This window comes from Paenibacillus sp. NN59 (assembly GCF_057597225.1).
In genome coordinates this window covers 4,869,170-4,887,815 of the sequence record NZ_CP199678.1, presented here as the reverse complement: position 1 = coordinate 4,887,815, position 18,646 = coordinate 4,869,170, and the positions used below count along the sequence as shown (strand labels likewise).

At 43.9% G+C, this 18,646-nt stretch carries 13 protein-coding genes; 9 read left to right on the top strand and 4 right to left on the bottom strand.

From position 1 onward, the window contains the following. Nucleotides 1-22 precede the first annotated feature (22 nt). A complete protein-coding gene (locus ACT89M_RS21295) occupies nt 23-1,087 on the bottom strand; it encodes a hypothetical protein (RefSeq protein WP_487344827.1) in 1,065 nt (354 codons plus the stop codon). Nucleotides 1,088-1,429: 342 nt separating this feature from the next. Here ACT89M_RS21295 and ACT89M_RS21290 point away from each other — a divergent pair, with 342 nt between their 5' ends. Next, on the top strand, nt 1,430-2,440 hold the full coding sequence (locus ACT89M_RS21290; protein ID WP_154887724.1) for a BtrH N-terminal domain-containing protein: 1,011 nt from the start codon (nt 1,430-1,432) through the stop codon (nt 2,438-2,440). Nucleotides 2,441-2,611: 171 nt separating this feature from the next. Beyond that, the gene (locus ACT89M_RS21285; RefSeq protein ID WP_487344826.1) at nt 2,612-4,672 is read left to right on the top strand and encodes a methyl-accepting chemotaxis protein; all 2,061 of its coding nucleotides are present in this window, start codon (nt 2,612-2,614) and stop codon (nt 4,670-4,672) included. 148 nt (nt 4,673-4,820) lie between these two features. Here the strand turns inward: ACT89M_RS21285 and ACT89M_RS21280 are convergent, their stop codons facing one another. The 3 genes from ACT89M_RS21280 to ACT89M_RS21270 all read right to left on the bottom strand — a co-directional run bounded on the left by ACT89M_RS21280 (nt 4,821) and on the right by ACT89M_RS21270 (nt 7,342). Then, nucleotides 4,821-5,684: a hypothetical protein gene (locus ACT89M_RS21280; RefSeq protein WP_487344825.1), complete on the bottom strand. Its 864-nt coding sequence runs from the start codon at nt 5,682-5,684 to the stop codon at nt 4,821-4,823. A 273-nt stretch (nt 5,685-5,957) separates the two neighbouring features. Further along, nucleotides 5,958-6,749: a hypothetical protein gene (locus tag ACT89M_RS21275; RefSeq protein WP_308722913.1), complete on the bottom strand. Its 792-nt coding sequence runs from the start codon at nt 6,747-6,749 to the stop codon at nt 5,958-5,960. A gap of 230 nt (nt 6,750-6,979) precedes the next feature. After that, nucleotides 6,980-7,342, bottom strand: a complete 363-nt coding sequence (locus ACT89M_RS21270) for an iron-sulfur cluster biosynthesis family protein (protein ID WP_221790322.1) — start codon at nt 7,340-7,342, stop codon at nt 6,980-6,982. A gap of 110 nt (nt 7,343-7,452) precedes the next feature. On the opposite strand from ACT89M_RS21270, the gene ACT89M_RS21265 reads away from it, so the two are divergent. The 7 genes from ACT89M_RS21265 to ACT89M_RS21235 all read left to right on the top strand — a co-directional run bounded on the left by ACT89M_RS21265 (nt 7,453) and on the right by ACT89M_RS21235 (nt 18,625). After that, nucleotides 7,453-8,325, top strand: coding sequence for a metallophosphoesterase family protein (locus tag ACT89M_RS21265; protein WP_487344824.1), 873 nt, complete (start codon nt 7,453-7,455; stop codon nt 8,323-8,325). 90 nt (nt 8,326-8,415) lie between these two features. Then, on the top strand, nt 8,416-9,444 hold the full coding sequence (locus tag ACT89M_RS21260; protein ID WP_090915238.1) for a LacI family DNA-binding transcriptional regulator: 1,029 nt from the start codon (nt 8,416-8,418) through the stop codon (nt 9,442-9,444). A gap of 128 nt (nt 9,445-9,572) precedes the next feature. Next, on the top strand, nt 9,573-11,165 hold the full coding sequence (locus tag ACT89M_RS21255; protein WP_487344823.1) for a glycoside hydrolase family 30 protein: 1,593 nt from the start codon (nt 9,573-9,575) through the stop codon (nt 11,163-11,165). A gap of 114 nt (nt 11,166-11,279) precedes the next feature. After that, nucleotides 11,280-14,258: a beta-galactosidase gene (locus ACT89M_RS21250; RefSeq protein ID WP_308722910.1), complete on the top strand. Its 2,979-nt coding sequence runs from the start codon at nt 11,280-11,282 to the stop codon at nt 14,256-14,258. 537 nt (nt 14,259-14,795) lie between these two features. Next, nucleotides 14,796-16,133, top strand: a complete 1,338-nt coding sequence (locus ACT89M_RS21245; protein WP_308722909.1) for an AbfB domain-containing protein — start codon at nt 14,796-14,798, stop codon at nt 16,131-16,133. Between the two features lie 107 nt (nt 16,134-16,240). Next, entirely contained in the window at nt 16,241-18,085 is a 1,845-nt protein-coding gene (locus ACT89M_RS21240) for an RICIN domain-containing protein (protein WP_308722908.1), read from the top strand. A 198-nt stretch (nt 18,086-18,283) separates the two neighbouring features. Continuing rightward, entirely contained in the window at nt 18,284-18,625 is a 342-nt protein-coding gene (locus ACT89M_RS21235) for a hypothetical protein (RefSeq protein ID WP_308722907.1), read from the top strand. The last annotated feature ends 21 nt before the right edge of the window (nt 18,626-18,646 follow it).

The window sequence follows — 18,646 nt, the reverse complement described above, 5'->3', positions numbered from 1 at the left end:
AAAATATAACGATTAAGATCAATTAGTCAGCAATAGGTATGGAATACTGGCTTTTGATTATGCCCTGTTTGGTGAAATCGGCGAGGATTAGCTCTAGCGCTTCTTTTTCCAATTGGTACAGAGAGTTAAGTTTATCAATTAATTTATTAATATTGATATCTTTTTGGGTTATTAAACGTGTCAAGAATTGGTTGAGTAGGATAGTTGTTTCTTTTTCGACTTGAAGATAGTTATTTTTAAAAACATCTGGGAAATAATAGTGTCCTTCTTGTTCAATATAATTTATTTTTAGATTCATAAATTTTTTATGTTCTTTGAGTGTATATAGAAAGCGTGTTTCAAGGTTCAGTTTTTCGGAAAGATTTAACGCTAAGAAAGCAGTTAGTTTTTTATAGATATTCAAACCAAAGGTTCGGTCTGAGTAAAGCTCGGGAGTGTAAAAACTTTGGAAATTCTTCATTTCATTAAATGAGGTATAATAGTTTTCCATGCATTCTGCAAAATAAGAAATAGAGAAATTATATATTTTTCCATTATGGTATTCTGGATTGATTTTCAGCAGATGAGTGAAGTTAAGATAATCATCATAGATATGGCATTCCTCGAATGCTTTCTTGAATTCATCGTATGAAACAGTTGTTTGAGAGTAGATGCGGTCATTGAAAAATCCTGCAAGCTGAAACTCCCGGGTCGAGTCATCATAGCCAAAAACCATAACCGCGTGAGTGTACCTATCGTTATTATATGAATTCGTGTTAGGGATGAAGTACTCATCAACGTGTGTCAAAATGTAATAATTTGAGTTGATTTGATCTTTAATAAACGAGATTAAGTCGGGTATGGACTTCAATATCAGGTCGCGATGTAATCTTTGTGAATCTTTAAACCATGGGTTGAAGTGATGTTCAGGTGTCTGGACAAAGAAATCAAGGAAAAACTCATTGTTTGGTAATTCTGATAAAAACAAATTCGTATAATTTGAATAAATCCATGGTTGACATTCCTTATTTTCAGAAATAATGGATAGATAGAAGGCATGTTGAGGATAATTTGAAATTAGAGGTTTACAAAGTGGTAACGTTTTCATTAGTGGTTTCTCCCCATTTAGGTGATATTTTTTTGTGTAATGCAATTAAACTAATTAACTGAAAAGCAGGCGGCCTTTTTTTGAGCTTCAGTTGTCGTGTTTTAACTAGATTTTTTAAGTGATGTGAGTGGGGTTTTTGTTATATTATTCATAAATCTAACTTAAATGAGAAATATTAACTTGGTTCTTTTTAGTATTTTAACATATTCTTAGTTTAACTTGTATGATGGAGTGTAATATGAAGTGACGTCCAGCTATTTGGATGTAATACAGGATTGATAGTAATTGATTTGCTTTATGGAAAGTACAGGTCAAATAATGAAAAAGAAAGGAAGATAGCTATTGCCAACCCAAAAAGTATTGCCTATAAAGTATCCTTTAATTACTTCTCTGCCAGCATTTGCTAATACAAATGCTATACTTTGCACTTATGAGGAAGCATATTACCCATGGTTTATTCATAATCATATTCAACTAGTAGGCTGGGGAAATCCAGAGGTGTACCTACAATTTTACACGCCTGTTTTTCGGGAATATTATAGACTGTTTACGATGCACCATTACGAAAAAAGAGTCTTGTCCAAGTGGTGTGATAATATAGTGCAGTTTATTATTGATGCAATAGATGATGGGAATTATGTGTATTTGAGTATTGATCAATACTATATTTCATCCTATCGAAGTTTTAATAAGTGGCATGGGGCACATGATATGCTCATTTATGGATATGACCAAGAAAGGGGAATTTTTTACATAGCTGATTTTTTTGATACCACCTACTGCTTCTCGGAAGCTGATTTTAAAAGCGTTAACAAAGCATTTTTAAGTCCCTATTCCGAGGGGGAGTGGTTTAAAGGCGTACAACTGTTGAAGTTTAAAGATCACAAAATAGAATTTAAGTTTGATCTCAAACTTCTAATAAAACAATTAAAAGAATATTTATATGAGACTAAATCTTCTGTTGACTACAAACTGATCGAAGAGCCGGGCAATGATTCAGATAGCTGGGGAATCGGCGTTTATCCATTTCTTATCAACTACATTAAAGAGAATGAAGAGTTTGTTTTCAGCCTGGTTAGATCTGTACATTTACTTTCAGATCATAAAGAAGTCATGCTGAGAGGTCTGGAATATCTGAATACTCTAAACCTTATTACTGAATATGATTTACATTTTGAAGCATACACAGACATTAAAAAGCAATGTTTGGTGCTAAGAAATATATGTCTAAAATATATGCTCACAGAAAGTACAAAAGATATACAACATGTTATTGATTTCATAAATCAGATTGAGATTAAGGAGAGGAAGGCGATACAAAAATTAATTTTAGATCTTGAAAAAGTAAAATAGAATAAATGAGTGAGCATTTAAGCGAAATGAGCTGGTCTACTTAGGTTTCAAATTCAAATTCTTTTTTTGAAAACGCTTTATTATCTATCGAACGATTTAATAAAAACCGATATTAAAATATCAAATATTATATTGGTTCATACAAAATCGGGATGGATGGTGGAAGTGTTTATGTTTTTTGCAAAAGTAGGACAGCGCTTAAGGAATATGTCTTTTCGGGTCAAATTACCATTAATGATCAGTCTCCTCGTGTGTATCGTACTGACCGTAACGGCTGTGCTGTGTTATAAGATAGCTGAAGGTATTACACAGGATAAAAGTAAAGATGAAATTCATGCCAATTCGGATCGGATCGGAGCGGGATTGTTTACCTCCCTGCAGTTGTCTAAGCAAGCCGCATTTCTAATGACCAAACATAAGGCTTTTGAACAATTGCTGGAGATTCGGAGTGCGAATCAAGGTCAGGAAGACAGTACCTTTTTCGAGGGAAATCAGACTTTAATCAATGAATCCAATGATATATTAGCTCAAAGTTTAGAAGGTATTGAGGGCGCTGTTGTGCTCATGCTGATTGATAAGAATGGCACGGTAGTCGCAGCGAACGACCCTAAGGCCGTGGGCGGAGATCGGGCAGATCGGGCTTATTTTAAGGAAGCTATTCAAGACCGTCAGGTAATCAGTGAAGGTATCATTTCCAAAACGCTGGGTACGCTTGGCACGGTTTTTGCCTCTCCAATGTATGATGAGAACAAGCAAGTAAATGGGGTGCTTATTGCCACGATATCTACGTCATTTTTTGTGAACCAATTGAAGAACGTCAAGATTAATGATGAAGGTAAAGTGATCGTTCTGGATCGGGTGGGTAAGGTGATGTATCACTCGGCAGATGCAGATATGGCAGGGAAACCGTTAGAAAGCGGGGAATACAAGTCTCTTGTAGATTTGGCTCCAAGTAATGAATTACAACAGGGCGAGGTAAGCACGGACGAGAAAGTGGTGTTTTATTCCAAAATTCCACAATCGGACTGGACGATTATTGTTGAGGATTCCTACGTAGACGTCAATCAACCTCTAACAAGCATGGCGAATAAAATGTACATCGTGCTATTCAGTTCCATTGCTTTCTCAATCATTGTAGGAATTCTTCTCTCTCGCGTGATGACCAGACCGGTTACATCCATTACCGCACTGTTTAAACAGCTTGCCGGCGGAGACTTGACGGTACAGGCGAAGGAGAAATACAGTGGAGAATTCAGCGAACTGGCGAATAGCTTCAACACGATGGCTGAAGGGAACAGACAGCTAATCGCCAGTATGAACTCTTCCATTGGTGTTTTGAATAAAAGTACGGCGGAACTGGATAAGTCTGCACAGCAGACATCTGCATCGATTACTGATACCACAGCCACTTCACTTGAAATATCCCGTGCAATGGAGTCGCAGGCTAACGATACTGAGGCGATCGTGGATCAATTTATGAATGTGGGCGGCAAGATTGTAAATGTCAACGAGATGTCCCAGTCTGTCATGGCTCAAGCGGATGAAATTACGGATGCATTCCGAGATAATCATGACGTGATCGATGCCCTTATCGCCGTTAATGATCGGAATGAAGCAGAGGTGCATAACATCTCCAAGATAACCGTTCAACTCGCAGAGAGTTCATCCGGTATTCAACAGATTACCAGTACTATTGCCGAAATTGCGAATCAGACCAAACTGCTTGCGCTGAATGCGTCCATTGAAGCGGCACGGGCAGGAGAGCAGGGCCGCGGATTTGCCGTAGTGGCCTCCGAAATACGCAAGCTGGCAGAACAGACAACCGCGCAATCCGAAGATATTCATCGCATCGTTATGCAGACGATTGAACATGTGGAGCAGAATAACCAGAGCGTACAGGCCATTGAGGCCATTGCCGAGCAACATAAGAGTAGCGTGATGCAAACCAAGGAAACCTTTAATTTTGCAACGCGAAATATGCAAAATATGATGAATCAGGTGCAGGCGATTGCCTCCGAGATTGAATCGATTGAACGGGATAAAGACGAAGTCCTTGGCGCTGCGCAGAACTTGTCTGCTTCGGGCGAGGAAGTGTCCGCATCCATTGAAGAAGTCACCGCCACCATGGAGGAGCAGTCTGGAATGACCGAGCATTTGGCGGAGCTGGTGCAGACCATCGATGCTTTGACCAAACAGCTGGCCGAGGAATCAGCACGATTCAAGACGAGCTAGCAAGGATTGAATGAAGTATACCCAATGATACAACTTCAAAGATTTCATTAAATACATTAAACCTCCTATCCCAAATAGTGGATGGGGAGGTTTTTATGTGCTGATGCTCACATGGTAAGAATATTTATTATCGTTAAAGGGAGTATTTTTATTTTTTGCCTGGCTCTGATACCAGCGTGAAGTTATTAATGAACCCTTCTTTTTGCAGAAAAACAGTCTCTATCTCATCCGTTTTCATATCATAATAGTAAATACCTCTCTCGGTATCGCCATTTCCTTTTTCCCCAAGAAAATAAAATCCGTTACCGTCTTTGTCCAGAAATAATTCACTACTGGCCTTGATCGGAAGATGAAGTTCCTTCCTTTGTCCTGTCTTCAGATCCACAAGACTATATCCGATGGGCATTTTATTAATGTGTTTTGCCGTTGCGATGAGAAGCTGGTTTCCTCTTGAGGATAAAGTGAGAATCTGTTCATCTTTGAGTTTGATGATTGCACGAGTTTGATTCGTTACGGGATCAATTTCGATAATGGTATGACTTGGTGGAACCATCGGTTTTTGGGTCTGATTTGATTTTTCCATCTGCTCATATTGTTCTTCCTCAGAGTATTGGATGGCGTATGCTTTTTCTGTTTCTGGGTTATATGCGATGTCCCATGTGGTCGTATCTGAATCTTGCTCATTTAATATCGAGATTTTTTGTGTTGCTTTATCCAGAAACATGACCTTTACAGGGCGTTCTCCTTTTTGCACAGCAGCCATCATTAGTGTATTCTCAGTGACATCCGGGATTATTGCATTTATCGCAAATAAATTAGAACTTAATTGCTGTACTTGCTGTGTTCTCATATCATAAGCGAATAGCTCATCCCCTTTATTTTTGCCCTCACCCGAATAATACGTGGTGTCTTCTGCCAACGAAACTACGGTCAAGGGATATTGTGAGTTATATGGCAAGTCAGTCATTTTATTGAGAGCTTTGGACTCTAAGTCGTATGTATACACATTCATTTTCATTCCATCCGCGGAATCTGTCCCATTGACGTATTCGGTGTTCGTAATGGAAAGGTATTCGCGATTCTGTGCGTCCGTTTTTTTTATGCCGACAGAAGGTTCTCCAACCTTTGTTGCATCGCTACTGCATCCTGAAATTATAATGAGTAAAACAAAAAGGAATAGAAAGAAATTATTTTTGACGAAGAATTCTTGCATAAATGATCACCCTTTTTAGAAATTCGATAAGGAGGCGAAAAATTCCGCCTCCTTTATTTAGAGCAATAAGATCTAGAATGAGTAGAAGTATCTACCTTTGAATGAAAGAGAAGAAGACCATTTTAAATCAAATAGTTCTACACCTGTTTTCCAAATATCTAATGTGGCATCAGGGAGTGCTCCGTTATCTCTTTTGGTGACATTCGCGAATACGTTATTATCCAAATTTCGTGCATCCAGTACTTGTTCATATTTAGGATTATCTATATCTCCTCTCGTTGCAGCATCGCCTTTTTTGAGATTGTTGCTGTTCTCTCCAGTTGTATCTGTAAAATTAGTAAACCTACCTTCCCCAAGAACAGTACTTGATGTAATTGTAATTTTATTATTATTACTACCGTAAGTATAAGTACCTGCTGCTTTTCTGGTACCTCGAGGTAGGGCTTTATATGCTGCCAAAGCAAAAGTGGAATTCTGAGGGTATATAAATTCCTTTATGTAACCTTCAGCGTCGTATAAAACTCTCAACCCTGGTTGTGGAAGAGGATTTTCTATTGTGTATTCAGGTAGATTTTTAGCTTCTTCTTTAATGCTTTTAACAAATTCTTCCTCTGACTTTAGTTGTTCGGTATCAATATTGGAGGGCTTGAATTGTGTTATTGTGCTTTGATAAACAGAAGGAAGGGTTACAAGTCTACCTTGGTCTATAATAATCATTTGGTTGGAATCGTCATATTCTACTATAGATCCTGGATTCATTTTAGTAGGAATTGTATTTGGAGAATCTAAAGGATCTGCAAAAGATGGAACACTACCTAAAAATAAGGAAGTTGTAAGCAATATAGTTGTAACTACTTTTTTCATTGTTATCTTCCCTTCGAATTTTTAATATATTTGAAAGTTGGCCAGCTATTCAAAACGTTGTTTCACAGAAGTAATAGAAGTTTCATATGTTAAATAATATATTTTAATTCCATTATAAGTCAATATGTGTATATATTATAATTTATATATGTAAATAATACCCCAATCTTCGATTTTTAGAATGGGGCATTATTCATACTGATTATTCCCTGATTTAAGGAGCAAAGTGATTATTTAATAGACCAATCCGTAGATTCAGACGTTACGTTAGCTACATCCCGCAGATCATGCACCTTTACGTTACTTCCGTAAATCATTGAATCACTGCTGAGACGGAAGGAAGGGAAGTTATTTTCGGATTGCAGACGTAAACAGGCTTCAAAGTGAATTTTTTGCTTTTTATTAATCACAAACGGAAGCGAACCTGCCTCAATAGGCACGTCATCACTGTCTCGTTCATTTAAGATCAGAAGTACCGCAATTCCATCAGAACTGCAACCATCAGTATCATAAAATAACTTGAAAAAGCCCGGCTGGTCGCCCAGTTGTTCAACCAGTCTTTCTTCTGCTTGCGGACTCACTTGAATGATCATGGCGTCGTCACACTCCTTTGTTTCCCAATGAATTCGCTTACAATTTAATATATGGACCATAATTGCCGATTAGAATGTAAAATAATATATAGGGAAAGGGGAGATGCAATTTGGAAATACAGCAACTGAATCATGATCCCATTGAACATTATGCGTATTTGAATGCGATTCCCGGTGGCGAGGTCATTCAGGCTCAGCTTCCGATCTATCATGGGACATTAGATGGCTTGCCTGAAGGTATCGATGCACTGATTGTCACTTCAGATTTGCAGGGAATTGTACCTGTGATGGAGAAGGAATCTGATGCCGCCTCTGACACGGGGGCTACGGATAAGCTTTTGGGTGAGATGTTGCCTGCCTATATTCGTCTGCTGATGGAGGTGGAGTGGCCTGAGCTCGATCCGCAGAAGACGGGTGTGCTGTTATGTGGAGATATGTATGCCCTGCGCGGGAAAAGGGGAGCGACTGGCAATCCGGTTCCCGTCTGGCTTGCCTTCAGGGCAGCCTTCGGCTGGGTTGCCGGCGTCCACGGCAACCACGATCTAACCGATGATGCAGACGCTCATCGGTTACACCACAGCGAGGGCATCCATTGCATGGATGGCCCAGCTGCCATTATTAGCGCTGGCCACCCACCGGGTGGCCTTGCGCCCCACGCCGCCAAGGCGCGTCAGCTACGCATCGCGGGCCTTGGCGGCATCATCGGCAGGCCGGACAAGCCGAACCGGCTGCCGGCAGAGCCGTACCTGCAATCCGTGCGCAAGCTGCTGAAGCAGCAGCCGGATTGCTTGCTTTTGCACCAAAGCCCGGGCATCGCCGAGCTTGGGCTTAGGGGTGAACCGCTCATCCGGCAGGCCTTGGAGGCCGGGCCGGAGACGCTGGTGTTCAGCGGGCATACCCATTGGGATATGCCTTTGGTTCAACTGAGCAACGGCACACAGGTAGTGAATGCCGACAGCAAGCTGTTTATTTTCACACGCTAGGCATCTTGTAGAATGAAATGCATTTCATTCGTGATATCTTATCTGGTATGATAAGCAGGTAAATAGAGAAAAAAGGAAGGTTTCCCCCCTATGACATCGATCACCATATATGATATTGCGAAAGAAGCAAACGTATCTGTATCGACCGTCTCCCGGGTGTTGAATGATACGGCTCCGGTTCGTGCCAGCACGCGAGAGAAGATAATGTCGATTATCGAGAAACATCAGTTTCAACCGAATGCTCAGGCACGCAGCCTGATCAAGAAAGAGACGGGCACCATCGCCATCATTTTGCCGGATATCACCAACCCCTTTTTCCCTGAAGTGTTCTGGGGGGCAGAGAATGAAGCACGTGGACTCGGGTATACGTTCTTCTTATGTAATACAGCAGGGGACTCTAATCGTGAGTCTGAATATCTCTCCATTTTGCGGGAGAAACGGGTGGATGGCATTATCTTTCTCGGCGGACGTATCAATTTACAGGTCTGCCCTGATAACATGGCACAGGAATTGATGGATATGAGCAGGCATATGCCTATTGTGCTGGTCAATGGTAATATTGCCAAGAGCGGACTTCACCGGGTATACACTGACGAGGGAGCTGGAGCGGCTATGGCTGCAGAGCATCTACTTGAGCTGGGGCATCGGGAGATTGCTTTTGTCGGGGGAATGAAGGAGTTATCTACCACAATGGTCAAGGTTAAGGCGGTACAGAAGAAACTACGTGAACATGGGATTGAAATACCGAAAGAACGCCAGCTGTTAGGTGGTTTCTCGATTGACGACGGCAAGCGGGAGATGTCCAAACTTCTGCAGCAGGACAATCCGCCAACGGCAGTGATTTGTGTCAACGACAATAATGCGATTGGTGCAATTAAATCGACCATTGAGTATGGTTTGTCGATCCCGAAAGATATTTCGATCATCGGTTTTGATGATACACCGCTAGCGAGTGCCGTAATCCCTGAACTGACAACGATATCCCAGAATACGTATCAATTGGGCAAACAGGCCGTGGATATGTTACATGATCTGATCAATCAAGGCAAACCGAAGAAACAGAATGTATTGGAACCTAGGCTGATTATCCGCCAAAGTACAGGACCTGCCGCCCGGTAGTGGGTCTGCTTCTCAAAAAAAGAAAGCGTTGACATTTCTTTGAAGCGTGAAATATAATGAGGGCGTAAATGAGACCCTTTTCATCCTGTGGAACGGGTTTTAATTTTCAACTTAATGAAACCGATTTCATGAAATGGGTTTCAAAATTTACACAACACGAACAACTTCACAAAATGAACTACATCAACTTAGAAGATCTGTGGATCACGAAAGAAGGAGTCACGATGGCACATCATGAACAGCGTTTCAGGGGCAGACGAGGTTTGGTATTCGCAGGTACAGCTTTGCTTGCCTTGGTAGCGGTAGGAGGAATGGCTATCAATCATTATATGAATTCATCTTCCAAGACACTTGTATTCCAGGAAGATCCGGTGCATCTCAAGCTGGAGCAGTCGTATGATCATTTTGAAGGCTGGGGTACGTCGCTGGCTTGGTGGGCGAATGATCTCGGTGGCTGGAAGGATCAGGCGAGGGTGGATGAGGTTATGGATCTGATATTTGACCCGGCCAAAGGCTTGGGACTTAACATCATTCGTTACAATATAGGCGGTGAAGAAAACCCGGAAATGAACGCGCTTCGTCCAGGTGGTGACGTTCCAGGTTTTCAGCCTGAGCCGGGCAAGTGGGATTGGGAAGCGGATGCGGGTCAGCGTTCCGTAATGCAGGGTGCGATCAAACGCGGAGTCAACATCACGGAGGCCTTCTCCAACTCACCTCCGTATTGGATGACGATTAGTGGCTCGGTCACTGGTGCCGAGGATGGAGGTAATAATCTGCGTGAAGATCAGTACGATGCGTTCGCCGACTATTTGACGGAAGTGGTGAAGCATTATCGGGATACGTGGGGCATTACATTTCGCACCCTTGATCCGCTGAATGAACCTTCTGCCGACTGGTGGAAAAAAGGTAACCAGCAGGAGGGCAGTCATTTCAGTACCGAGAAACAGGCCGAAATTATTAAGAAAACGGCCGCTTCTCTCCAAAGCAAAGGACTGGATGGCACGGTAATCAGTGCTGCGGACGATAATAGCATCGATGAGACCGTATTTAATTTCAGCTTGTATGACCAGGACACGCTTGATGCGGTGCAACAGATGAATACCCATTCGTATAACGGCAGCAAAATGGAAGAACTGCGTGCTCTGGCTGATAAACTCGGCAAAAAGCTCTGGATGTCCGAATATGGTACCGGCGGCAGTGAGCCGCATAACCATGAGGACATGACCTCGGTACAGGAACTGGCAGACAGGATCATGTTTGATCTCAAAATCATGCAACCGTCCGCCTGGGTATACTGGCAAGCTGTTGAAGACGAAGGAGCGAACAACAACTGGGGTTTCATTCATGCGAATTTTAACGGTGATGAGCAATACGAGTTGACCAAGCAATATTACGGTATGGCTCAGTTCACGAAGTACATTCGTCCAGGTGCGGTCATTATTCCGACGGATGAAGGCAGAACACTTGCGGCTTATGATGCCAAGGCACAGCGGCTTGTACTGGTGATTCGGAATGAGTTGTCAGCGGAAAACAAAGCATTTGACCTGACCGGCTGGGATGTTGCCAAAACAGGCTCCGCCCAGGTGTACCAGACATCACCGGAACTCAATATGCAGAAACTGGAGGATATCCCGGTGTACACTAACGGCATTGAAGTGCCAACCGCAGATAACTCCATCACTACTGTCGTGCTTGAAGGTGTTCTGCCATCTGCAGAGTAATAGCGGAGAACAGCACCGACCTGTAAGTTATTCTGACATCGGAGTGTTCCGTGTAAATTCGCAGTTCAATTGAGAGCGTTCTTTATCTATAAAAATGAGAAGGAGGGAATTACGTTGACAGAACCAACATCCCTTTTGTTTCAGAAACAAGAGAATAACAAGCTCAGCAGCAAGAATGATGTTCATACGGAGCTGACATATGATGCGCGCAGCTTTTATCTAAACGGTGAACGTATCTTCTTGAACAGTGCGACCATTCATTATTTCCGTATGCCGAAGGAAGAATGGCGTGATGTCTTAATGAAGGCCAAGCTGGCAGGTATGAACTGCATTGATACCTATTTTGCATGGAATGTGCACGAACCGGAAGAGAGACAATGGTCCTTCGAGGGAGATAACGACTGCGGTGCATTTCTTGATCTGTGTGCAGAGCTAGGCATGTGGGTTATTGCACGACCGGGTCCGTTTATCTGTGCGGAATGGGATTTCGGTGGATTTCCGTACTGGTTGGGAACGAAAGAGAATGTAAAATTCCGTGAAAATAATGAAACGTACCTTCATTATGTGCAGCTCTACTTTGATCAGATCATCCCTGTTATTCGTAAGCGTCAATTGTCTGCCGGAGGTACGGTAATCCTCGTCCAGGTCGAAAATGAGTACGGTTATCTGATGGATGATGAGGCGGCAAGCGCACATATGACCACACTTAGGGATGGGATACTGGAACGAGGGATAGACGTCCCGCTGATTACATGTGTTGGCGGAGCGGAAGGAACGATTGAGGGAGCGAACTTCTGGTCTGGTGCGGATGGACATTATGCGAATTTACGTTCGAAACAGCCAGATACACCAAAGATTGTTACTGAATTCTGGACCGGCTGGTTTGAAAATTGGGGAGGACCTTCGGCAATCCAGAAGACGCCTTCTCTGCTGGACCGAAGAATCATGGAAATTCTGAGAGCCGGATATACCGGAATCAGTTATTACATGTTCTATGGGGGGACTAATTTCGGTGGATACGGTGGAAGAACGCTGGGTGACAGTGATATTTTCATGATCACATCGTATGATTACGATGCTCCGCTGAGTGAATATGGACGTGTGACGCCGAAATATGCCGTGACGAAAAACCTCTCTTATTTTGTGCGTGCGTTTGGATCACTGCTGATGGAATCTGAGGAAATCGCTGCTGAACAGATTCAGGTGCGGCATCCGGGCGGCATATCCGTGCGCGGTAGACAGACGGGGCAAGAAAAAATCTGGTTTGTGGAGAGTCACAAGGATGAGCGTGAGACGGTGAGCGTTACGCTTGAAGAAGGCCGTACGTTGCCGATATCGATTCATCCGGGACAGATTGTTCCTTTGCTGGATCGCGTGCAAATTGCTGAACAGGTGTACCTTACCGCAGGAGCTTTAATAACTGGTAATGAGATGATTAATGGAGAACTGACGTTGTTCATAACAGCTGACAGAGGACAACGCTCGGTGGTTGAGTTGGAACTGGGTGCAAAACAAGACGCGATGGCAGGAGGATTGATCCTGAAAGAAAGCACGGTGCAAGTGCTGGTTGAACATGATGCGGGGAGAAATGCATATCGTTTCGATCTGTTTCATTTTCAGGAGCCGGGCGTGGTGCGTTTCGAAGCGAGTGGCACCGCCATTCGATTCATCATTCTGGATCGTGACGCGATGAATCGCACATGGCGAATGGAATCTGCTGATGGCCAAAGCTTGCGTTATGCCATCGGTTTTGACGATGTGGATGTCACGGCGTCCGGGCAAGTGAAAGGCATGATCTCTGATCCCGAGCGTACAACGATGTTGCTGGGCGACTGGCAAGATGGCGAACAGACACGGACTGGACGTGAGTTTTTTACTCAAGAAGTGGAGACACAGCCTGAATCGGCATCTATTGCAGTTGAAGATCAGCCTGCTTGGATGATTCTTGCAGCGCCGCTGGCTCCGGTGTTGTGCAAATCTCCTGAGTTCTCCCGTGTTACATTAACGGCAAAGCAACGCTCTGCGAGCGGGCATCCTATCGATTTTTCCGAGTACGGTCAGGACTTTGGCTACCTGCTGTACGAATGTGATTTTGACAGTACGGTGGGTGGAATGATGAATCTCGTGCTGCCTAACATACAAGATACCGCGAGAATTATCGTAAACGGTGCTGAGCAAGCGCTAGTGCGCCAGGTTGGTGCGGCGGCAGTTCCCATTCAGGTAACTCAGGGGCAGAATACGTTGCAAATGCTTGTACAGCATATGGGCCGACTGAACTTTTCTCCTTATCTTGGGGAACACAAGGGTGTAGCAGGAGCGGTGTACCTTGATGGGCAAGTACAGGATATTCGCCGCGATTGGCAGATGGAGCCAGAGACAGGAACAGAAATAGGAACAGAAATAGGAACTATACATTTGGATGAAGTGAACTCCATTCGGGGAGGAACGGTGCTTCGTCGAAGTTTTACGCTGGATGGTATGGATCGGGCTGTACTTGTGGGTGCTCCGAGCAAAGGTTTGCGTATTAACGGCATTGAAATTCCGATGCCTGCTTATCAGGACTGGTTTGCGTTCCAGACGCTGGACATATCCGGCTACGTGAAGCCTGGAGTTGTAAATACGCTTGAGATGCCATATAGTCGGTCACCACTCAATCGACTTGAGCTGATCACTTATCTTCATGAGGGTGAGCTTCAGGGTTGGCGAATGGCTGGTACGGATGCGTTACTTCCTGCGTCATGGGAGTCATGTGATCTCTCAGAGGATACACCAGGAGTGACTACACCGGGCGCTTCATGCGGTCAGCCGGTATGGTATCGCTGGCGTTTTACCAAACCTGTCACAGCCGGGCATCACAAAGTAAACTTGATGCTTCGCTTGACGGGCATGAGCAAAGGAACGATTCATGTCAACGGACACCATTTGGGCCGATACTGGCAGATTGGGCCGCAGGAGGACTACAAAATTCCTGTTGCGTGGCTGAGGGAAGAGAATGAACTGCTCATTTTTGACGAGGAAGGCAGAACACCGGAAAGGGTACGATTGCTGCTGGATGAGATGTCACGATATCCGTGGGTCATGGCGGGGAAATAGTAAATAGCAACTAAAATAGCATGTAGAAATAAAAGAAAAAATAGAAGTCAAAATAAAATTCAAAATATAGAAGATAGAATAGAAGTCAATTAAGAGTCATGCATCTAAGATGTATGCAATAGAGCAAGTATAAATAATATTGGATAACGATAGCCCTAGGTGTTAGCAATAGCCTTAGATTGTAGGAAATTGCCCCTCATTCTTATATATAAATCTAAATCATAGGAGAGTTTGGTATAGATAGCGACTCTTGGTTCAAACTGATTTATATGAGAATGAGGGGGTTAAGCGAATTCATAAAGAAAGAAAAGTAGCAGTGCTTCATCTCTATGTTCAAGAGAGGGAGCCAAAGATTATATTTTGTAAGCGTATACATAAAGCGTGTATTCCTGTAAAGGGGGTGATGTTTCATGTAAATGGGACGGGAGCAGATACCGTAAGGTACTTCTTGGCAAAAGGAAGTATGTTCAAGCACACGCTTCGTTCAGTCAGAAGGTATTCCAATATGATTCTTATGCAGGATAAGGAGCTGGGTTCATGTTAACCAAAAGGAAACGCAGGGCACAGCGATGGGGCAAACATAGAGCTGTACTCCTACTCACGTTAGGATTGTTGATGATATTCACGATCACATTCCCGATTACGGTGAAAGCAACAACCAGTGTGTATACGATGACGGCTTTTACGAACACAAGCGAGTCCAACATGTATATCTATGAGTCATATAACGCGAAACACTACGGTTTGCTGAAAGGTCCAGCATATACCCCACCTGCGGCGGACTTAATTCGCGATCCCAGCATCATGAAACACACCGATGGTTTGTATTATGTGGTGTACACCACCAACTGGTCAGGCAATACGGTTGGCATCGCGTCCAGCCCGGACAAGATGAATTGGACGTTTGTCCGCAATATTACGTTGTCTACTACAACCCCGATTGCCCATACCTGGGCACCGGAATGGTTCAAAGACACGAATGGCAGTGTGAACATCATCGTCTCTCTCTCTCCTGGCAACTATGAGAACTTCAAGCCACATGTCATCACCGCATCAGGAAGCAATCTGGCATCCACAACGTGGTCTGCACCTGCGGTGCTTACAGGTCTTGCTTCCAATTATATTGACACTTTTGTAGTAAAGACAGGCTCGACCTATCACGCGTTTACGAAGAACGAAACGACTAAATACATTGAATATGCCACGTCCAACTCGCTGAAAGGGCCATACACGTTTAAAGGCACAGGTAATTGGGCGGGCTGGGGTTCCTGGGTAGAAGGACCGGCGTTGATCCAACTCGATAATGGATCTTGGCGAATTTATTTTGATGGGTATGCAGATCACAAATATTATTACAGCGACTCGGCGGACAACTTTCAGAGTTGGAGTGGCAAACAGGAAATCGCGGGTCTGTCCGGCATGGTACGCCATATGACCGTACTGAAAGAATCCGGTCAGCCGGGTGATATTCGCAAGCTTGAATCGTTTAACGTACCAGGCAGTTTCATTCGTCATTATAACTATCAAGCTCGGATTGATGCCAGCGTGAGTCCAGCAGAGGATGCGCAGTTTCGGATCGTTCCTGGTTTGGCGAATGCGATGGGCATCTCGTTTGAAGCGATGAATTATCCTGGTTATTTCCTGCGCAATAATAATGGCACTGCCGTGCTGGTGAAAAATGACGGCAGTGCTGCGTTCCGCAATGATGCGACGTTCAAACGGGTTAACGGGCTGGCGAATGCGAACTGGACTTCGTATACCTTATTTAACAATCCTAATCTGTATCTGAGACATTACGATCAAGTGTTACGATTGCAACCTGTTGTCACGGCTCTGGATAAATCCGATGCAACTTTCCGGGAGATCAATCCATAGCTCTTGGCAAGTCAAGCTCAGCAGACAATTTCGATTTTAATCATAATGGATTGTACTCGAATTTTTTACCCACATGGCTTAACTAAAATGTCTAAGGAGTGAAGTAGATGAAGTGGTTGAAACGAATGAGTGCGGTGCTATTAAGTGGCACACTGCTGGTTGGAAGCTTGGGTTCAGGGTCCGAAGTATCGGCTGCTGGAGCTTATACGGCTGTGGCTGATCCATCGAAACAATACCAAACGGTGGAAGGTTGGGGCACATCATTGGCTTGGTGGGGTAAGGTCGTTGGTGAATATTCAAATCGGGATGAATATGTGGAGAAAATGTTTAATCCAGCGACAGGAATTGGCATGAATATTCTGAGATATAACATCGGAGGCGGGGATGACCCTTCATCCAATGTCCTTGAATACCGTAAAGCGGTTCCTGGTTTTCAACCTTCTCCAGGTGTGTACGATTGGACTGCCGACGCTAATCAGCGTTACATGTTGCAAGCTGCCAAGGCACAGGGAGTCAACATCATTGAAGCTTTTGCTAACTCGGCACCTTACTGGATGACGATCAGTGGCGGTGTCTCGGGTGCGGCTAATGGCGGTAATAACCTCAAGCCGGATTATTATGAAGATTTTGCTGATTATTTAACGGAGGTTGTGAAGCATTTCCGGGATCATTGGGGCATTACATTTGATACGGTGACACCACTGAATGAACCAATCTCGAATTGGTGGAAACAAGGGAATGATCAGGAGGGCATGCACTTCGGCCTTGCTGAGCAGAATGCGATTCTAAGTCAGGTTCAGGCATCTTTGATTGCCAAAGGACTAACCACTAAGCTGAGTGCACCGGAAGAAAACAATCTGGATGATACCAACACCTCCTATAAAAGCTACAGCACTGCCGTTCAATCAGCGATCAGCCAGATTAACACACATACCTATAATGGTAGCAACCGGACAGCAATGCGTAATACGGCAGCATCTGCGGGCAAACACTTATGGACATCCGAATACGGAGATGGGGATGCAAGTGGCCTTACCATGTCACGTATCATTCTGAAGGATATGCGTAACATGGGGGCTACGGCTTGGGTGTACTGGCAGGCCGTAGATAGTGCGGAAGGCTGGGGATTTTTCAAAAACGTGCTGAACAATACGAAAACGACCAGCTATACGGTTAATCAGAAATACTATGTTATGGGGAATTACAGCAAATTTATTCGTCCGGGTTACAAGATCATTGGCATGAGTGATGCGAATACGCTTGCGGCGTATGATGCGGCATCCGGCAAAGTGGTACTCGTTACAACAAACTCGGAATCTACCGATACTTCGGTAACCTATGATTTAAGTCGCTTCTCAAGTGTAGGTTCATCCGTACAAGTGTACCGAACTTCGGCAACGGAGAAATTACAACAGCTTACGAACATACCGGTCCAAAACAAAAAGTTTACAACGACGTCTAAAGCGAATTCGGTAACTACTTATGTGATCTCTGGCGCAGCCTACAGTGGCAGCACAGGGTATGAAGCAGGGGCTATTTACAAGCTTGTTAACCGTAACAGCGGCCTTGTACTGGATGTGAATGGTGCTTCCTCAGCCGGAGGCGCGACCATTATTCAATGGAATGATAACGGAGCAGCCAATCAGCAATGGAAGCTGGAGCCGGCAGGCAACGGATATTACACCATCCGGAACGTTGGCAGCGGATTGTTGCTTGATGTCAATTCCGGTTCCACACAGGGCGGAGCATCGCTAATTCAGTGGCAGGCTAACGGAGGTTATAACCAGCAGTGGCTGCCGATTGATGTAGGCGGATATGTCGTTTTGGCGAATCGTAACAGTGGCCTTACTGTCGATATTAATCAAGGATCGATGAGTGCGGGTGCTTCTACGATTCAATGGGAGGATAACGGCGGAGCGAATCAACAATGGAGTCTGGTTAAGGTGAACTAGAGTACAATCTCCGCGGTAGTGGCATGATGCACGAGGAACAGCTTGCTTATAGCAGGCTGTTTTTCATTTGAGAGGATCTACTGGCTTAGCAATTCGGGATTGCAACAAAATGAATCTCCCTTACGTTACAAAGGATATACCATTTTTACTGGGGGGATACAAATGAAGCATAAATTCATATTAAGTAAGATGCCAGTTATGTTAGTAACAACTATGTTAGTAACGACCCTTATTCTCATCGGATGCGAGACTGAAGGTGACCGTGAAGTCATGACTACCGGTGATGCAGGGATTTCAAATGAATCTGTCCAACAAAAAGTACATGAGGAACCCAATTTCGAAGCTATAGTTCTGGAGAAAAATGAATCAACGATAACCGTATCACCTACTAAAAGTACGGAACAACAATACATATTGGGAACGACAGGAGTAGATTATAGTGCTCAGGTTGGTGACGTAGTGCGGGTATGGACAACAGGTCAGTATGAGGATAGTTACCCTAGTCGAGGGGTAGCTACCAAAATAGATCAGGTAAAATGAAGTTATAGTTATAGTGGATAC